The 18019-nt window shown below is 49.7% G+C and carries 12 protein-coding genes; 6 read left to right on the top strand and 6 right to left on the bottom strand.

The features are described from left to right. Positions 1–18: 18 nt before the first annotated feature. Positions 19–2571, bottom strand: coding sequence for a sensor domain-containing protein (locus tag J2X05_RS16775; protein WP_310074633.1), 2553 nt, complete (start codon positions 2569–2571; stop codon positions 19–21). 260 nt (positions 2572–2831) lie between these two features. Between J2X05_RS16775 and J2X05_RS16770 the strand changes: the two genes are divergently transcribed. After that, positions 2832–3449: a cation efflux transmembrane domain-containing protein gene (locus J2X05_RS16770; protein ID WP_310074632.1), complete on the top strand. Its 618-nt coding sequence runs from the start codon at positions 2832–2834 to the stop codon at positions 3447–3449. A 327-nt stretch (positions 3450–3776) separates the two neighbouring features. Beyond that, positions 3777–5177 carry a glycoside hydrolase family 5 protein gene (locus J2X05_RS16765; protein ID WP_310074630.1) on the top strand — a complete coding sequence of 467 codons (1401 nt, stop codon included), beginning with the start codon at positions 3777–3779 and terminating at the stop codon, positions 5175–5177. Positions 5178–5264: 87 nt separating this feature from the next. On the opposite strand, the gene J2X05_RS16760 is transcribed toward J2X05_RS16765, so the two are convergent. After that, positions 5265–5849, bottom strand: coding sequence for a PEP-CTERM sorting domain-containing protein (locus J2X05_RS16760; RefSeq protein ID WP_310074629.1), 585 nt, complete (start codon positions 5847–5849; stop codon positions 5265–5267). A gap of 204 nt (positions 5850–6053) precedes the next feature. On the opposite strand from J2X05_RS16760, the gene J2X05_RS16755 reads away from it, so the two are divergent. Then, on the top strand, positions 6054–6734 hold the full coding sequence (locus J2X05_RS16755) for a YkgJ family cysteine cluster protein (protein ID WP_310074628.1): 681 nt from the start codon (positions 6054–6056) through the stop codon (positions 6732–6734). 102 nt (positions 6735–6836) lie between these two features. Then, on the top strand, positions 6837–9416 hold the full coding sequence (locus J2X05_RS16750; protein ID WP_310074627.1) for a bifunctional diguanylate cyclase/phosphodiesterase: 2580 nt from the start codon (positions 6837–6839) through the stop codon (positions 9414–9416). Positions 9417–9459: 43 nt separating this feature from the next. Here the strand turns inward: J2X05_RS16750 and metF are convergent, their stop codons facing one another. The 4 genes from metF to J2X05_RS16730 all read right to left on the bottom strand — a co-directional run bounded on the left by metF (position 9460) and on the right by J2X05_RS16730 (position 14177). Further along, on the bottom strand, positions 9460–10308 hold the full coding sequence (gene metF / locus J2X05_RS16745) for a methylenetetrahydrofolate reductase [NAD(P)H] (protein ID WP_310074626.1): 849 nt from the start codon (positions 10306–10308) through the stop codon (positions 9460–9462). Positions 10309–10358: 50 nt separating this feature from the next. Beyond that, complete coding sequence (gene ahcY, locus J2X05_RS16740) at positions 10359–11729, bottom strand: adenosylhomocysteinase (RefSeq protein ID WP_310074624.1); 1371 nt, start codon at positions 11727–11729, stop codon at positions 10359–10361. Positions 11730–11857: 128 nt separating this feature from the next. Further along, entirely contained in the window at positions 11858–13012 is a 1155-nt protein-coding gene (gene metK, locus J2X05_RS16735) for a methionine adenosyltransferase (protein ID WP_310074623.1), read from the bottom strand. Positions 13013–13151: 139 nt separating this feature from the next. Beyond that, a complete protein-coding gene (locus tag J2X05_RS16730) occupies positions 13152–14177 on the bottom strand; it encodes an ArsR/SmtB family transcription factor (protein WP_310074622.1) in 1026 nt (341 codons plus the stop codon). Positions 14178–14599: 422 nt separating this feature from the next. Between J2X05_RS16730 and tkt the strand changes: the two genes are divergently transcribed. Together tkt and J2X05_RS16720 are read left to right on the top strand one after the other, a co-directional pair. Further along, the gene (gene tkt, locus J2X05_RS16725; protein WP_310074808.1) at positions 14600–16603 is read left to right on the top strand and encodes a transketolase; all 2004 of its coding nucleotides are present in this window, start codon (positions 14600–14602) and stop codon (positions 16601–16603) included. Between the two features lie 131 nt (positions 16604–16734). Further along, the gene (locus J2X05_RS16720; protein ID WP_310074620.1) at positions 16735–17907 is read left to right on the top strand and encodes a phosphoglycerate kinase; all 1173 of its coding nucleotides are present in this window, start codon (positions 16735–16737) and stop codon (positions 17905–17907) included. Positions 17908–18019: the final 112 nt, after the last annotated feature.

Here is an 18019-nt window from a genome sequence, read left to right as displayed (position 1 = left end):
ACCAGTCACTAGTCGTTTTTACTCCGGACTAGTGACCGGCGGATAAACAATTGTGCATGCCGCTTGTTTTTTCATAAAACTGACAAAATCTTCCGGGGAAATCGGTTTACTAAAGTAGTAGCCTTGGGATTGGTCGCAGTTGTGATCGCGTAAAAATGCTTCTTGTTCTTTGGTTTCTACACCCTCGGCGATAACCGTCAAACTCAAGGTTCTGCCCATGGCGATAATCGCTTCGGTAATAGCGCGATCTTCGCGGTTTTGGGGGATATCGCGGATAAAAGAGCTGTCCACTTTTAAGGTATCAATAGGGAAGCGTTTTATTTGTGCGAGCGATGAATAGCCCACACCAAAATCATCAATTGCCAAGCGCACACCCAATGCTTTGATTGCGGTGAGGATGCGAATTGCGCGCTCTGCATCCTGCATCACCATCCCTTCGGTAATTTCCATTTCCAGCAACGCTGGCTGCATGCCAGATTCGTTTAATGCATCGGCAACATCCTGAATTAAATGTTCATCGAAAAACTGCCGCACGGATAAATTCACGGCCATGCACAGCGGTGGCAGGCCTTGTTTTAACCAGGCGACATTTTGTGCGCAGGCGGTTTTTAATACCCAGCGGCCAATTAATACAATCAAACCGGTTTCTTCTGCGAGAGGAATAAATTGTGCAGGCGAGATAATGCCAAGCTCTGGATGTTGCCAGCGCACTAATGCCTCAACTCCCGCAATTTCGCCGGTTTGCAAATTGCGTTTTGCCTGGTAGTGCAAGAAAAATTCATTGCGCTCAAGCGCCATGCGCAAATTATTTTCCAGCACCAAACGCTCCAATGAGCGGGCTTCTATATCGGGGGAATAGAATTGGTAATTGTTTTTGCCTTCTTCTTTCGCGCGGTACATGGCGATGTCGGCATTTTTCATCAGGGTTTGTTCGTCTCTTCCATCATCCGGATAAACACAAATGCCGATACTGGCAGTCACGCGACATTCCTGGCCATTGATATCCATGGGCTCAAGTGATGCAGACAAAATTTTCTGTGCAACAGTGGCTATTTGCTCGGCATTTTCCGGTTCAGGCAGCATAACGACAAATTCGTCGCCACCGAGGCGACCCACAACATCACTGGCACGCAAACATTGCTTCAGGCGTGCTGCCATTTCGCACAGTAAAAAGTCACCCGCTTCATGGCCAAGTGTGTCATTAATATTTTTGAACCTGTCCAGATCAATAAAAAATACAGCGAGTTTGCGATGATAGCGGTGCGCTGACTCAATCGCTAAATTCAATATCTGGCTAAACATAAAACGATTGGGCAGCGAGGTTAAACTATCGTGCGTAGCCAAAAAGTGAATGTGTTGTTCGGAGCGTTTGCGATCGCTAATGTCGCGCCCAATGCCGCGATAGCCACGAAAATTTCCGTCCTCATCGAAGGCGGGCAGACCAGTCAAACTAATGAAATACGTTTTGCCGTTGTCCGCCACGCGCCGCAGTTCCAAATCGCGAAACGGCTTGCGCTCGGCTACGTGGTCGTCGTATTCAATCCAGGATTCGGATAGGAGTGCAGTGCCGGGTAACTCCTTTAAACTTTTGCCGAGAACTTCATCGCGCGTGTAACTGGATTTGTTGTTCGGGTCTTCGATATCAGTAAACTGCAAATCGGCATCTTGTTCCCAATACCAATCAGACGATAATTCGATCAGGCTGCGGAACCGTTCTTCACTTTCGCGCATTGCGCGCTCTGCGCGGCGGCGTAAGGTGATGTCGCGGCCGATACCGACCAGCGCGACGGTTTCGCCTTTGTCGTTGCGTACAGGCAGCTTGGTGGTGAGAAACCAGCGCATATTGCCGGTCTCTTTGTTGACGGCCAGCTCCTCCCGGTTAACCAATCCTTCACCGGTGCGAACAATGGTTTGTTCATCGTCAAAAAAATTCTGCGCCATCTCTTGAGGAAAAAAATCAAAATCATCTTTGCCAATCAAATTTTCCGGCGTAGTGCCCATGCCTCTGGCAACCGCTTCATTTGCTAACAAAAATTTGCTGTTAAGGTCTTTGGCAAAAATACTGTCGGGTACTGCATCAACCAGTGTGCGCATCAGGTTGCGCTCTTGCTCAAGGGTAGCGCTGATCGCGCTCAGCTCGGCGGTGCGCTCGGCCACCCGATTTTCCAATTCAGCATTCAGATCACGCGCATTGAACTCGGCTTGTTTAATTTGGGTAATATCGCGTGTAATACCGATAATTCCGATAATCTCGCCGTTATCATCGCGCAGTGGAACCTTGGTTGTAGAATGCCAGCGCGACTCACCGGTTTTAAAGTTTGTCAGCAGTTCCTCGCGCCCCACCAGTGGTTGGCCTGAGCGCATCACCAATTGATCATCGTCGGAATAGGCTTGCGCAGCCGCCGGTGGGTTAAGATCGAAATCGGTTTTGCCTAAAATACTGTCTGCAGATTCCGCACCGGTCATATTGACCAAGGCCAAATTGGCATAGATAAACCGGCCTTGTTCGTCCTTGGCATAGATGAGATCGAGCATGTTGTCGCCGAGGGTGCGAAGTAAAAAGCGTTCCATAGGAAAGTCTTATATTGTTGGTGGAGGTCTTGCTTATGGCGCAGGTTTCATTAGAGGTCAGTATAGGCGGCGGTTGAAGCTGACGAGAAAAATAACACTAATAAACATTGGCTGCGGTCGCATTTGTCGGCTTATTGACGACCGCAAGGGGGATCCTGTGGGCGGGTGTTCATGTAGCGGTTTTTTTGGCGATGGATCGCTAAGTGTTATTTGGCAAGCATCTTCATTGAAAAACTTCACGTTGAAATATTCAGGAGCAAATGATGGGCGCCCATTGCTGTAACCACGATCATCAACAACCCGCCAAACCCGATCCCAAATACCGTCGCATTTTGTGGATCGCGTTAGTCGTCAACTTCGCTATGTTTGCGATTGAAATTATTTTCAGCCTGCAGTCCAAATCGGTTTCGCTACTCGCCGACTCCATCGACTTTCTCGGCGACTCTGCCAACTACGCCATCAGCCTTTGGGTATTGGCGATGAGCGTGCAAACCCGCGCAAAGGCATCATTATTTAAAGCCGCATCAATGGCATTATTTGGCGTTGGTGTTTTAGTTCATGCAATTTGGAATGCAATTACAGGTGTGATTCCCGATGCAGAAACCATGAGTCTGGTTGGCCTGCTGGCACTCGTGGCCAATTTGAGCGTGGCATGGCTGCTCTATGCCTATCGCAATGGCGACAGCAATATGCGCAGTGTGTGGTTGTGTACACGCAATGATGCGTTGGGGAACATCGCGGTGATTGTTGCGGCTATCGGTGTATTTGGAACGGGCACTGCGTGGCCGGATTTAATTGTGGCAAGCATCATGGCGTCACTGGCATTGACGGCGGCTTGGCAGGTGGCGAAACAAGCTCAGCGCGAGCTAGCCCAGTAAAAGCACGAATTTCATATATAAAAATAATTCCATGTTTCAAAATGAAACAGCTACCCAATTGTATTGCCAGGAGTAACTTCTGCCTGTTTCCAAACCACTCATTAAATCCTATTTGTAATATTTTAATGGTCTTTTAGTCAAAACAACCCTTAGTATTTCTTCAGCCGCTTGCGCGGCCGGTGCTGACCGCTTTGAGCTCGCACTCTCCCCCCTTGGGCGAGTTCCTGGCGGTTGCGCCTCTCATCCTGACTTAGGCTCCGGGCAACCGGAGAGACGTATCACCTGCAGTAGTGTCAGAGCACATCAATCCCTAAGGAAATAATAAAGATGAAATCCTTTTTCTCTTCCATTGTTCTATTGCTCGCGTTTTGTATTGCGCCTTTTTCCCAGGCGCAAAGCTGCGGCAGCGGCGGCGGTGCGACCGTCTGTTTGACGGCCACCGGCACTGCCAACAATGTCGGCTTGAGCTGGACTGTTAGCGGCACCATCAGTAGTGTGCAGGTTTACCGCGATACCGACAGCAACCCGAGCGGGCGCGTCCGCATTGCGACCGTAACCACATCAGCCAAAACCTATACCGACTCCACCGCCGTAGCGGGAACACCCTACTGGTATTGGATTAAATTTACCGCTGCCGGCACCAGCTACAGCTCCAATGCCGCATCAGCGACACGTACTGCGTCTACCGCTGCAATGCGCAATCTCACCAGCGTACAAGTGGCAGCCCTAATGGGCGCAGGTTGGAATTTGGGTAACTCGCTCGAAGCGATTGGCAGTGAAACCGCCTGGGGCAACCCTGCTACCACCCAAACCATGATTAATGCCGTGAAGGCGGCCGGTTTCAAAACCATCCGTATCCCTGTGTCCTGGAGTCAATACGCCGATGCCAATTACAACATCAGCAGCACCTGGATGGCCCGCGTTAAACAAGTGGTTGATTATTCAAAAAGCGCCGGCCTCTATGTGATCATCAATATCCACTGGGATGGCGGTTGGATGCAGCCCAAGTACGCCAATCAAACAGCCGTGAATAGCCGCATCACCAAATTGTGGACGCAAATCGCCAATCAATTTAAAAACTATGACGATTACTTATTATTTGCGGGCACCAACGAGGTGATGGTGGATGGAGATTACGGTACGCCCACCACGGAATACTACACAGTGCAAAACAGTTTTAATCAGACGTTCGTCAACGCTGTGCGTGCAACCGGCGGCAACAATGCGGTGCGTCATTTGATCGTGCAGGGTTTCAATACCAATATCGATCACACCATCAGCTTCGCCACTATTCCGAGCGATTCAGCGAGCAAACGTTTGATGATGGAGGTGCACTTTTACGATCCCTACAATTTCACGCTCAATGAAAACAGTGTTATCTGGCAGTGGGGTAAAAATGCGACCAGTGCGGCAAATGTGGAAGCCTGGGCAAACGAAGCTTATGTTGATGCGCAATTCCAACGCATGAAAACCAAATTTGTCGATAACGGCGTGGCGGTTATTCTGGGTGAGTTCGGTGCAATTTCACGCAACAATATTCCCGCCGCAGAAAGTTATCGTGTCTATTGGAATCAATACATTACCCGCGCGGCGTACACACGCGGATTGGTACCCATCTATTGGGACAACGGCTACACCGCCAACGGCGGCATGGGTCTATTTGATCGCTACAGTGGCAATCAGGTTTATCCAACGCTGATTAGCACAATCGTGAATGCTGCCAAATAAGCTTGAGGTGCGATGATCCAAACAAAAACGCCCTGCAAATGCAGGGCGTTTTTGTATCGCGCTGGCTGCACCAGGCAGCCCAGGCAATTATGCCGCCTTACGACGACGAGTCAGACCCAGACCCAACAGACCCAGACCCAACAACATCAGAGAAGAGGTCTCTGGAACGTCGGTAGTGCCATTGAAGGTGAAGTCATCCAGAGCCCAGTGACTACCGTTGTTGAAGATTTGGATAGAGTCAATACCAGCCCAATCCAGGCTGATCCAGAGCGGAGTTTGGTTATTGATGGTGTAGCTGCTGCTAGTAAAAATTTGCACGCCATCGTTGAAACCGGCAAAGCTTACGTTCTGGGTAGAATCCCAGGCAGCAGTCAAATAAGCACCGTTAAAGGTGAAGGTGTCAGTGCCCAACCAGTTAATCTTGGCACCTGAAGTACCGTAGTAGTTAAAAATGGTATTGCCTGGAGACACAGTGCCGTTGTCGTAGCCAGAGCCAGGGTGGAAGCCTTCACCAATAGCACCCAGGTTGGTAGAACCTGCCTGCCAGTCAAAGCCGCCGTAACCGAATGGAACTTGTTCGGTACCGCCAGCCAAATCATCAAAATTCAATACAGTTGCAGAAACAGAAGAAGCTGCGAAAGCCAAAGTAGCAGCCAACATGAAACGTTTCATAATCGATCCTTAGGTAGGGTAATGAGAAATTATTTTTTTGTTGCCTATAAGAATAAGCAAAAGGTGATCCAGTTCTCTTTTTTTAAGTAAAATCAATGATTTGCGCGCCAAGCACAATTGTGAATTGTAAATTTTTCCGACATTGATCGACTTCAGGCCTGGCAGTATGCTGACCCATCCTTATTATTCTCAAGCTTGATAAATATGACCGATCCTTTCCAGGCTGCCGCGCTGGACGAATACCAAAAGGCCACCGCCCAACTGGAGTCGAGAAGAGACCCGGCGACGGCGCTGCAAAAATCTTACACCCGCTACGACACTCTCATCGCGCGCGCGATGGAGGCATCGCCGATCAAACCGGCGTGCAAAGCGGGCTGCGCATTTTGTTGTCACTACAAGGTGGAAGTGCGTGCGCATGAAATATTGCTGATCAAAGATTACATGAACAAAACATGGAGTGAAGAAAAAATCACGGCGGTGCTGGCCGACGTGGAAGCCAATGCGGCGATCATTCGCACTCTCTCACCCGAGCAGCATCTGGTGACTAATATCAAGTGCGCTTTGCTACAGGACAACCAGTGCAGTATTTATCCCGTGCGCCCGTTTCGCTGCCGCAATTTTCATTCGACCGATGCAAATGCTTGCGAGCAATCCCACGGTGACCCGGGCAATATGGATATTGCTACGGGTATGATTGAGGACATCGCCATGCTCGCCGATGCTCATACGCAAGGGTTTGAAGCTGCAGCCGAACATACGGGTCGAGACAACCGGGTCTACGATTTCAGTACCGCACTGCTGGAGGCGTTCAGCGACAAGAGCGCGACCAAACGCCACCAGCGTGGTAAAAAGACCTTTCAACAGGCAATCGAAGTGATTCTGTGAAATAGCCAATCCCCTATTCCCAAATTTGCTACGTCACCAGGTCTACAACAGATCAAGTGCTATAGTGAAGCTGTCTTTTGTGTCTAACGACGGGAATCCCTTATGTCTGAGGCTGTGCCCCTTTTATTTCGTCGCCCGCGCGCGCTAGCGCTGCTGGTGCTGGCGATTTGCCTCAGCCTATCGACAGTGGTGATTTGGCAATTGGAGCAAAATCAGCGCCATGCCAAACGCGCCGATGTGGAAAACCTCGCGCAAAACCACACTTTTTTGGTGCGCGATAGCCTTGATCAGGCGCTGACACTCAATTATTCCTTCGCTGCCATGGTGCGTTTGGGGCAAGGATCCACCGGCCGCTTTGAAGATGCTGCCCGTGAACTATTGCCCTACTTTGACAGTGTTTCTCACGTGAGCCTCGCCCCCGGCGGTATTATCACGCGGGTGTATCCTTTGGAGGGCAATGAAAAATCCGTCGGTCTCAATTTGCTGGAGGACTCCTTCCAAAACAAAGAAGCCCTGCGTGCGCGCGATACCGGCAAGCTGACCCTCGCTGGCCCGGTCAATCTGGTGCAAGGTGGTTTGGGTGCGGTGGCGCGTTTGCCCGTATTTTTGGAAGATCAGGGCGGTCGTCATTTTTGGGGTTTTACGCTGGTGGTGATCCGTATCAATCGCCTGCTGGAAACCGCCAACCTGACCCAGCTTAATGATCAAGGAATGGCTTACCAACTTTGGCGCACAAATCCTGATACCGGTGTGAAGGACACTATCGCGGCCAACGCTCCTGAACAGCTGAACAACCCGGTGCACAAGTCCTTTGCAGTACCTAACGGCACCTGGACACTCAGTGTCGCGCCCATCGAGGGCTGGATTAACGGTTGGCGGCTGTGCGGTGAAGCACTGGTGGCGTTGATACTCAGCCTGCTGCTCGCGTATCTGGCCCGATTGATGGTTATGCTGCAAAGGCAGCACCTGAGTTTGCAGGATGCGGTTAGTGAGCAAACGCGCGAATTACTGGTTGCGCGCGCGCACTTGCAAGCCACGCTTGATGCGATCCCGGATCTCTTGTTTGATATAGACCTGAACGGCATTATTCACAGCTATCACACCAACCAACCTGATTTGCTCACGGTTCCACCCACTAAGTTTTTGGGTAAAAGTTTCCATCTGTTTTTGCCTGAGGACGCCTGCATCGCTGTTCACGAAGCACTGGATGAAGCCTTGGAGAAAGGTGTGTCCTCGGGTAAGTGCTATTCGATTATGATCCCGCGTGGCCCAGCTACGTTTGAGCTGTCGGTATCGCGCAAAGCGGATGACCACTCTGGCGTTCCGCGTTTTTTAGTGCTCAGCCGCGACATCACCCAGCGCAAGGAAAACGAAGCGCGGATTAACAATCTGGCGTTTTTTGATTCGCTCACGCAATTGCCCAATCGTCGCCTGCTGTACGAGCGTCTTGGGCATGCAATTGCCACCAGCCGACACCAACAGAGTTTGGGGGCGCTTTTGTTTATTGATCTCGACGATTTCAAAACGCTCAACGACAACCGCGGTCACCACATTGGCGATTTATTATTGATTGCTGTCGCTGAGCGCTTGAAGCAGGCCCTGCGCCGCCAGGACACAGTCGCGCGTCTGGGCGGAGATGAGTTTCTGGTGGTGCTTGAAGGGCTTGATCAGGAGCGCAATTCCGCCGCCTCACAAGCGCAACAAATCGCCGAAAAAATTCTCGCCAGTCTTAACAACGCCTATCAATTGGAAGGCCAGGATTATTTCAATTCGCCCAGTATCGGCCTGTGCTTGTTTGGCGATCAGGATGTAGCGATTGATGATTTGCTCAAACAAGCTGACCAAGCCATGTACCACGCCAAGGCTGCGGGACGGAATACCTTACGTTTTTTCGATCCGGAAATGCAGGCAGTTACCGCACAGCGTTTTGCGCTGCAAAATGAAATTCGCGAAGCACTGCAACAGCGCCAATTCCAGCTTTACTATCAGCCGCAAATGAATCATGTCGGAAAAGTGGTGGGCGCAGAGGCATTAATTCGCTGGATACATCCGCAGCGCGGCATGATCCCCCCACTGGACTTTATTCCGCTGGCAGAAGAGTCCGGATTAATCCTTGCTCTCGGCAACTGGATTTTTGCCACCGCTTGCGCGCAATTGGTTGAGTGGAGCAAATCAACAGTAACGGCGGATATTGTGCTCTCGGTCAATGTCAGTGCACGGCAATTTCAACACCCGGATTTTGTTGCACAACTGCTATTAATTATCCATGGCAGCGGAATTAATCCGCACAGACTTAAGCTCGAACTCACCGAAAGCATGCTGGTGGCCAACCAGCACGACATCATCACTAAAATGGATGCGCTCAAAACCCACGGCATTAAATTTTCACTCGACGATTTTGGCACCGGTTATTCGTCGCTTTCCTATTTAAAACGTCTGCCGATTAGCGAATTGAAAATCGATAAATCCTTCGTCAACGACATATTGTCCGATACTAATGGTGCCGCTATCGCGCGCATGATTATTCGCCTCGCACAAAGCATGGAATTAACGGTAATCGCGGAAGGGGTAGAAACCAAAGCGCAGCGCGATTGGCTGGAAAGTGAGGGCTGCTTTAGATATCAGGGTTATTATTTTGGTAGGCCAGTGGCTATTGAGAATTTTCCATTGCCTACTGAATAAATTTTGGTGGTACATAAGCCCTGCAATTGCAGGGCATAGTCTTTTATTCCGCTGGAATCAATCCCAAATTTTTCACAATTTGCGCGGTCGGTTCGGTCTGGTTCATGGTGTAAAAGTGCAGACCGGGCGCTTCGTTTTCCAGCATGACTTCGCACAGCTCTGTTACCAACTCTATGCCGAACGATTTTAAGCTGGCTTCGTCGTCGCCGTAGTTTTCCAATGCTTTGCGCAACCAGCGCGGAATTTCTGCGCCACAAGCATCGGAGAAGCGGGTCAAATTTTTGTAATTGATGATCGGCATAATACCGGGATAAATTGGCTGGGTGATTCCCGCTTTCTGGCATTGATCAACAAAATAAAAATACGAATCTGGATTAAAAAAGTATTGGGTGATGGCGCTGTTCGCACCCGCATCAAATTTACCTTTCAAGTAACCCACATCGTCGCTGTAGCTTTTGGCTTGCGGATGAATTTCCGGATAGGCTGCCACTTCCAAATGAAAGTGATCGCCAAAGTGTTTGCGAATAAACGCCACTAATTCATTGGCGTAAACCAACTGATAAGCGCCGCCTACACCGGAAGGCATATCGCCACGCAAGGCAACGATGCGATCGACACCCGCGTTCTTGTATTCCTGAATTAAGGTTTTGATGGTTTCTTCATCGTCGCCACCAAAAGACAAATGCGGCGCTATGCTGACGCCATCGGCTTTGAATTGCGTGACTATGCCTTTGGTGTTGTCGCGGGTTGAACCACCAGCACCGTAGGTGACGGAGAAAAAATCCGGCGCAAAGGCATTTAATTGGTCGCGTACTTTGATGAGTTTTTCTTTCCCTTCAGTGGTTTTTGGTGGAAAGAATTCAAAACTTAAACGCGGTTGTGAGTCGTTCATGATATTTCCTGATGTCGCGGGCGATATGCTTATCGCCCGCGCAAATAAAATTAATATTTGTAAGATTCCGGCTTGAATGGGCCTTCTACTTCCACGCCAATATATTCAGCTTGTTGTGAGGTAAGTTTGGTAATCACACCACCGAAGCCTTCCACCATATCTTTAGCGACTTCTTCGTCGAGTTTTTTCGGCAGTACACGCACGTACAAATGTTCTGCTTTTTGCTCTGCTGGCAAATCGGCAAATTTGCGCTCGTACAAATACATTTGCGCGAGAACCTGGTTGGCGAAAGAGCCATCCATTATGCGCGATGGGTGACCGGTTGCGTTGCCCAAATTTACCAGGCGGCCTTCCGACAAAATAATCAAATGATCGTTGGTGGCTTTATCGCGATACACTTTATGCACTTGCGGTTTAACTTCTTCCCATTCCCAATTTTTGCGCATAAACGCGGTGTCGATTTCGCTATCGAAGTGGCCAATATTGCACACCACTGCATTGCGTTTTAAGGCGCGCAACATGGCTGAGTCACAAACATTGACGTTGCCAGTGGTGGTGACTACCAAATCGGTAGTGCCGAGCACGATGTGATTAATGTCTTCGTATTTGCCGGTGTTGATGCCATCGTTGTAAGGCGATACAACTTCAAAACCATCCATGCACGCTTGCATGGCACAGATAGGATCGATTTCAGTAATTTTTACAATCATACCTTCTTGGCGCAGTGACGCGGCAGAACCTTTACCCACATCGCCGTACCCCACTACTAATGCTTTTTTACCCATCAGCAAATGGTCGGTACCGCGTTTAATCGCATCGCTCAAGCTGTGACGGCAACCGTATTTGTTGTCGTTTTTGCTTTTGGTCACTGCGTCGTTCACATTGATGGCGGGCACTTTTAATTGGCCTTTTTTCAACATGTCGAGCAAGCGGTGCACACCGGTGGTGGTCTCTTCTGAAATGCCGTGGATTTTCTCGAGCATCTGCGGATACTTTTCATGCACTATCTGTGTTACATCGCCGCCGTCATCGAGAATCATATTGGCCGCCCATGGCTTGCCATCTTTGTTGATGGTTTGCTCGATGCACCACCAGAATTCTTCTTCAGTTTCACCTTTCCACGCAAATACCGGAATGCCGGCAGCCGCGATTGCAGCTGCAGCGTGATCTTGCGTGGAGAAAATATTGCACGATGACCAGCGCACTTCTGCACCCAGATCCACCAATGTTTCAATTAATACTGCGGTTTGGATGGTCATATGGATACAGCCAATAATTTTTGCATCGGCCAGTGGCTTACTCGCTGCATATTTGCGGCGCAGTGCCATCAATGCGGGCATTTCACCTTCGGCGATTTCAATTTCTTTGCGGCCCCAGTTTGCGAGGGACATATCGGCAACTTTGTAGTCGGTGAAGCTCATAATAAATTCCTGATTAATCAACAAATGGTTGATATTTTATTCCGTCATTCCTGCGAACGCAGGAATCCATTTTTACAAGAGCTGGATCCCCGCGTGCGCGGGGATGACGATGGGTTATAAATCAATTTTTACAGCGCTTTCTTCAATGCATCCGCTTTATCGGTTTTCTCCCAAGTAAAATCGGGCAGCTCGCGACCGAAGTGACCGTAGGCCGCAGTCTGGCGATAAATCGGGCGTTTCAAATCGAGCATTTGGATCAGGCCGCGCGGACGCAAATCAAAATGTTCGCGGATTAAATCAATAATTGCGCTGTCGGCAATTTTGCCAGTACCAAAGGTGTTAATTGAAATTGACGTGGGTTCTGCAACACCAATCGCATAACTCACTTGAATTTCACATTTGTCCGCCAACCCAGCGGCGACAATATTTTTAGCAACATAGCGGCCAGCATAAGCAGCAGAGCGATCAACTTTTGATGGATCTTTACCAGAGAAAGCGCCGCCACCGTGACGAGCCATGCCGCCGTAGGAATCCACAATAATTTTGCGCCCTGTCAAACCGCAATCACCTACTGGGCCGCCGATAATAAATTGACCGGTAGGGTTGATGTGGTATTGCGTATCTTTGTGCAACCATTCAGCAGGTAATACGTGCGCAATAATTAATTCGCGCACAGCTTCGTGAATTTCTGATTGTTTTACACTGGGGCTGTGTTGGGTTGAGAGAACCACTGCATCAACTGCAACGGGTTTACCATTCTCATAACGCAAGGTTACCTGGCTTTTTGCATCGGGGCGCAACCAAGGCAACACGCCGCTCTTGCGCAGTTGTGCTTGTTTTTCTACCAAGCGGTGCGCATAAAAAATCGGTGCGGGCATTAATACTGCCGTTTCATTGGTAGCATAACCAAACATTAAACCCTGGTCGCCAGCACCCAAATCTTTATCGTCTGCCTCATCCACACCCATGGCGATGTCAGCAGATTGTTTGCCGATTGCGTTTAATACTGCGCAGCTTGCGCCATCAAAGCCGACATCGCTTGAGTTGTAGCCGATATCCAAAATTACCTGGCGAATCAAATCCTCCAGATCGACATAAGTGGATGTGCGCACCTCACCGGCGACAATCGCCATGCCGGTTTTTACCAGCGTTTCTACTGCTACACGCGCATTGGGGTCATCTTTTAAAATTGCATCGAGTACGGCATCAGAAATCTGATCCGCTAATTTATCGGGATGGCCTTCAGAAACGGATTCGGAGGTAAAGACGGAATATTCGGACATGATTTTTCCTTGCAAATAATATTAAAGAAATTTGTAGCCCCTATGGAGTGACGCGTAATACGGGGTTGTTATTCACATCATCAATCGTTCCCGTATTTCGTTACACTCCATACGAGTTACGTATTAAATTATTGAAAAGTTAAAAATTCATTGGTTTAAAAAATTGTCGTAACTGAATCTGGAATCCGTTGCGCAACGCAAAATACACGCTCTGCCCTTCATCTAACTTTGCTGCCTGCGCCCAGCGAGAAAAATCCTGTGGTTCAAAACCCTGCCATAAATCGCCGCAGGCTTCGCGCGCCCATGCTTGTTCGTGGCGACAGAGGTCGCAGATCAGTAATGCACCGCCAGGTGCCAACACATTGCTTAAATCCTGAAAAATATCCGCGGGCGATGGGGTGTGGTGCAGCACCATATTCACCAATATGCAATCGGCCAACACTTTATGGCCGAGTAAACTTTGCGTATCGCCGTGGATAAATTCGATATTGCGCAAGTTTTTTTCGCTGGCAAAGGCGCGCGCTTTATCGAGCATGTTGGCAGCATTATCGAGTGCAATCACGTGGTTAAATTGTTGTGCAATCACTGCCAGAAATTCACCTTCGCCCGGGCCAATTTCGAGCGCGAGTTTTTTGTCGCGCAGGGCAGTGTTGTTGAGTAATTGTGTCATCTGCTCAGCGTAGACGGGGTAGCTGGCGATCAAATCTTGTTGTGCGCGAAATTTATCGGCGTTCTCGCTAAAAAATTGTTGTGCGGCTTGGCTGCGTTCTTGCTGCAATTCGCGGATAGGTTCACGCAGGTGATCGGCAATTGGCAGGGTATCCACAGTCGCAAACAATTGTTGCTGTAATGCAGCGAGCGGATGATCTGGCGCTAAATAAGCGCGGCGGTAAAAAATGGAATTGGCTTCACGGCGCGAACTCAGTAAACCGGCGTTGTTGAGCACTTTAAGATGATGACTCATGCCCGACTGCTTGATCGAAAAAATCCGGCACAGCTCCAATACCCCGAACGAATCCTGGCTGAGTACGCGCAAGATTTCCAGACGCAGCGGATCGCCCGCCGCCTTGAGCAGGTTGGCGAGTGGACTGAGCGGGGTTTCCAATTCGACGACATCGGTCAGAACGGGAAGCGCGCTTGGGTCGTTGGGCAGGGGTTGGTTCATGGTGTGATCAAGTGGTGACAAGTGCTGAGCAGTCTAGCAGCCCAAAAAACCTATATCAAAATATTTTGATATAGGTTTTAGGCTTTTTTGTGAGGATTTGTTCTGAATGGATGCTTTTTCGATCTGTAGTGCCCCGTTTATGGATTAATTGTGCCGATCAGGTCGCTTATTCCTTTACGGACGGCGCTTGCTGGGCGAAAATGCCTGCCCATTTTGTCAGTGGCCGCTCGTTGTATCTTGAGCGACCACTCCCAGCGACGGCGGCTGGAACCCAACGACACAAAAGCCCATCAGAGGCCTGTAATAAGTGGCAATTGCCCATTAGTGCTTTGCAACCCCAGGGTGCCCTGAACCGCATAGGTGGTCAGGCAAACCGCGCCCACCACAACAGCAATCAACTTATCTTAGGAGCCTTGAGTTTCATGCCAACTCGCCAACATCTTGCCAATGCCATCCGTGTCCTTTCGATGGATGCCGTACAAAAAGCCAATTCAGGCCACCCGGGCGCCCCCATGGGCATGGCGGATATCGCCGAAGTTCTCTGGAATGACTTTTTAAAACACAACCCCCAGAACCCTGATTGGGCTGATCGCGACCGCTTTGTATTATCAAACGGTCACGGCTCCATGCTGATTTACTCGCTGTTGCACCTGAGCGGCTACGCTGTGTCGATGGAAGACCTGCAGCAGTTCCGCCAATTGCATTCCAATACCCCTGGCCATCCTGAGCGCGGCTATACCCCGGGTGTTGAAACTACCACCGGTCCGCTGGGCCAGGGTATTGCCAACGCTGTTGGTTTTGCGCTGGCAGAAAAAGTACTCGCGGCGCAATTCAACCGCGACAGTCATGACCTGGTTAATCACTTCACCTACTGTTTCCTCGGCGATGGCTGCATGATGGAAGGTGTTTCCCATGAGGCCTGTTCGCTGGCCGGCACTCTGGGCTTGGGTAAACTTATCGCCTTCTACGATGACAATGGCATCTCTATTGATGGCCATGTTGAAGGCTGGTTTACCGATGACACGGCAAAACGTTTTGAAGCCTACGGCTGGCAAGTCATCCGTTCCGTGAATGGACATGACCCGGTTGAAATCAAAACTGCAATTGAAACGGCGCGTGCTGAGACACAAAAGCCAACTCTGATCATCACCAAAACCGTTATCGGTTTCGGTTCACCGAACAAACAAGGTTCACACGATTGCCACGGCTCACCACTCGGTTTGGAAGAAGTGGCGTTGGTACGTAAAACCCTGAAATGGGAATACGAGCCATTTGTGGTTCCAACCGATGTGTACGAAGGATGGGATGCAAAAGCCAAAGGCGCTGCGGCAGAAAAATCCTGGAGCGAAAAGTTTGCGGCTTATAAAGCAGCCTATCCGGAATTGGCTGCCGAATTTGATCGCCGTGTAATCAAAGGTGAATTGCCAGCGGACTTCGCTGCAAAAGCGGAAGCTCTTATTGCCGAGACGCAAGCCAAAGGCGAAAAAATTGCGAGCCGTAAGGCATCGCAAAACACCATCGCGTCTTTTGTTGAATGGTTGCCTGAAATCCTCGGCGGTTCTGCCGATCTCGCTGGCTCCAACCTGACGTTGGTGAAAAAATCCAAAGGCGTGGAAGCGGGCGATGCAAGCGGTAACTATGTGTATTACGGTGTGCGCGAATTTGGTATGAGCGCGATCATGAACGGTGTTTCTGCTCACGGTGGATTTATTCCTTACGGCGCAACCTTCCTGATGTTCCAACAATACGCTGCTAACGCCGTGCGTATGTCAGCGCTGATGAAATTGCGCAACGTGTTCGTTTATACCCACGACTCAATCGGTCAAGGCGAAGACGGTCCGACTCACCAGCCAATCGAAGTGCTCGGCACTTTGCGTTTGACGCCAAACCTGGAAACTTGGCGCCCGGCGGATAGCACTGAATCGGTTGTCGCCTGGAAAGCCGCGGTTGAGCGTAAAGACGGTCCTGCGGCGTTGGTGTTCAGCCGTCAAAACCTGGATTTCTTCGCGCGTACGCCAGAGCAAGTTGCCAACATCGCCAAAGGCGGTTACGTGCTGGTTGATTCCGTAGGCGAGCCAGAAGCCATCCTGATCGCTACCGGTTCAGAAGTGGGTGTTACTGTGAAAGCCGCAGAAGCGCTGAAAGCAAAAGGCAAAAACATCCGTGTTGTGTCTATGCCTTCCACTTCTGTGTTTGATCAACAAGATGTTGCCTACAAAGAATCAGTATTGCCTATTAGCGTAGGTGCACGCGTTGCCGTTGAAACTGCACACGCCGATTTCTGGTACAAATATGTCGGCTTCGATGGCCGCATCATCGGCATGACCACGTTCGGTGAATCAGCGCCGGGCAATAAACTGCTCGAACACTTCGGCTTCACTGTCGATAACATCGTCAGCACTGTTGAAGAATTGTTGGAAGACTAAGTAAGAAAAAAACACCCGGCGCGAGTCGGGTGTTTTGTTTTATCGCAGTATTTTTTTGAATTATTCACATTCATGTGAAGTATAAAAAGGCATTTGGTTTTATTCGGAGCTTCTTCGTAAAGGTGAAAAACATGACCGTAAAATTAATGAAAGACCAGGATCTCGCTGGCAAGCGGGTATTGATTCGTCAGGATCTGAACGTGCCGTTGGAAGATGGCCGCATAACGTCTGCTGTGCGTATTGATGCATCTATTCCGACTATCAAGGAAGCCTTGGCGAAAGGCGCAAAAGTGATGGTGATGTCGCATCTCGGTCGTCCCGATGAAGGTGTTTACGATGAAGCTGCTTCGCTTGCTCCTGTTGCAAAATACCTGAGTGAAAAATTGGGTCGCAATGTGCCGCTCGTTAAAAACTGGGTCGACGGTTTTGCGATGGAAGGCGATTTGGTGTTGCTGGAAAATGTGCGCTTCAATGTGGGCGAAGGCAAAAATTCTGATGAGCTGTCGAAAAAAATGGCGGCCTTGTGCGATGTGTTTGTAATGGATGCTTTTGGCACCGCGCACCGCGCGCAAGCATCAACACACGGTGTTGCGAAGTTCGCACCTATCGCCTGTGCAGGTCCACTGCTCTCAGCGGAATTGGAGGCCTTGGCAAAAGTATTGGATAAACCAGCGCGTCCATTGGTTGCTATCGTTGGTGGCTCAAAAGTCTCAACCAAATTGAGCGTGTTGGATGCGCTGTCGAAAATCGCAGACATCCTGGTTGTTGGCGGTGGTATCTCCAATACTTTCGTGGCAGCTGCAGGCAATCAAGTTGGCAATTCACTGTACGAAAAAGATTTGATCCCTGAAGCACAGCGTCTGTGCAAAACGACTGAAGTGGTTTTTGCGACTGATGTACGTGTCACCAAAGAAGGTTTCAAATCCTGGAACCACAATTCTGTCGCGACGGTTAAAAAGCCAAGCGAAATTCAGGCTGACGAAGAAATTATCGACTACGGTCCTGAAACCGCAGCGCGCGTTGCCGAGATCATCAAGAACGCAAAAACCGTATTGTGGAATGGCCCTTGCGGCGTATTCGAATTCGATGCGTTCGCCAAAGGTACTGAAACCATTTCGCGCGCAATTGCTGAGAGCGATGCATTCTCTGTTGCCGGTGGTGGCGATACTTTGGCTGCAATCGACAAGTGGAACCTGGCTGACAAAATTTCGTACGTGTCTACCGGTGGTGGTGCTTTCCTTGAATTCGTTGAAGGCAAGGTATTGCCTGCAGTAGCCATTCTGGAAGAGCGCGCTAAAGGCTAATTGCACTTTTTGCTGTACTCCAAAAGGCGATCTTCGGATCGCCTTTTTTATTTCCAGTGTGCTGTCCCACTTTCGCAGCTGCCTAAAGTGAGGGTAACCAAACCGTAAATCG

This window comes from Cellvibrio fibrivorans (assembly GCF_031457055.1).
GTDB classification, from domain to species: domain Bacteria; phylum Pseudomonadota; class Gammaproteobacteria; order Pseudomonadales; family Cellvibrionaceae; genus Cellvibrio; species Cellvibrio fibrivorans.
Note: the sequence above shows the minus strand (reverse complement) of the source record. Positions and strands in the feature narration are given on the sequence as shown.

Coding starts and splice junctions, on each gene's coding strand:
- tkt (WP_310074808.1), top strand. CDS start 14,600: ATGCCAACTCGCCAACATCTTGCCAATGCCATCCGTGTCCTTTCGATG.
- metF (WP_310074626.1), bottom strand. CDS start 10,308: ATGAACGACTCACAACCGCGTTTAAGTTTTGAATTCTTTCCACCAAAA.
- J2X05_RS16760 (WP_310074629.1), bottom strand. CDS start 5,849: ATGAAACGTTTCATGTTGGCTGCTACTTTGGCTTTCGCAGCTTCTTCT.
- J2X05_RS16730 (WP_310074622.1), bottom strand. CDS start 14,177: ATGAACCAACCCCTGCCCAACGACCCAAGCGCGCTTCCCGTTCTGACC.
- J2X05_RS16720 (WP_310074620.1), top strand. CDS start 16,735: ATGACCGTAAAATTAATGAAAGACCAGGATCTCGCTGGCAAGCGGGTA.
- J2X05_RS16775 (WP_310074633.1), bottom strand. CDS start 2,571: ATGGAACGCTTTTTACTTCGCACCCTCGGCGACAACATGCTCGATCTC.
- J2X05_RS16755 (WP_310074628.1), top strand. CDS start 6,054: ATGACCGATCCTTTCCAGGCTGCCGCGCTGGACGAATACCAAAAGGCC.
- metK (WP_310074623.1), bottom strand. CDS start 13,012: ATGTCCGAATATTCCGTCTTTACCTCCGAATCCGTTTCTGAAGGCCAT.
- ahcY (WP_310074624.1), bottom strand. CDS start 11,729: ATGAGCTTCACCGACTACAAAGTTGCCGATATGTCCCTCGCAAACTGG.
- J2X05_RS16765 (WP_310074630.1), top strand. CDS start 3,777: ATGAAATCCTTTTTCTCTTCCATTGTTCTATTGCTCGCGTTTTGTATT.
- J2X05_RS16750 (WP_310074627.1), top strand. CDS start 6,837: ATGTCTGAGGCTGTGCCCCTTTTATTTCGTCGCCCGCGCGCGCTAGCG.
- J2X05_RS16770 (WP_310074632.1), top strand. CDS start 2,832: ATGATGGGCGCCCATTGCTGTAACCACGATCATCAACAACCCGCCAAA.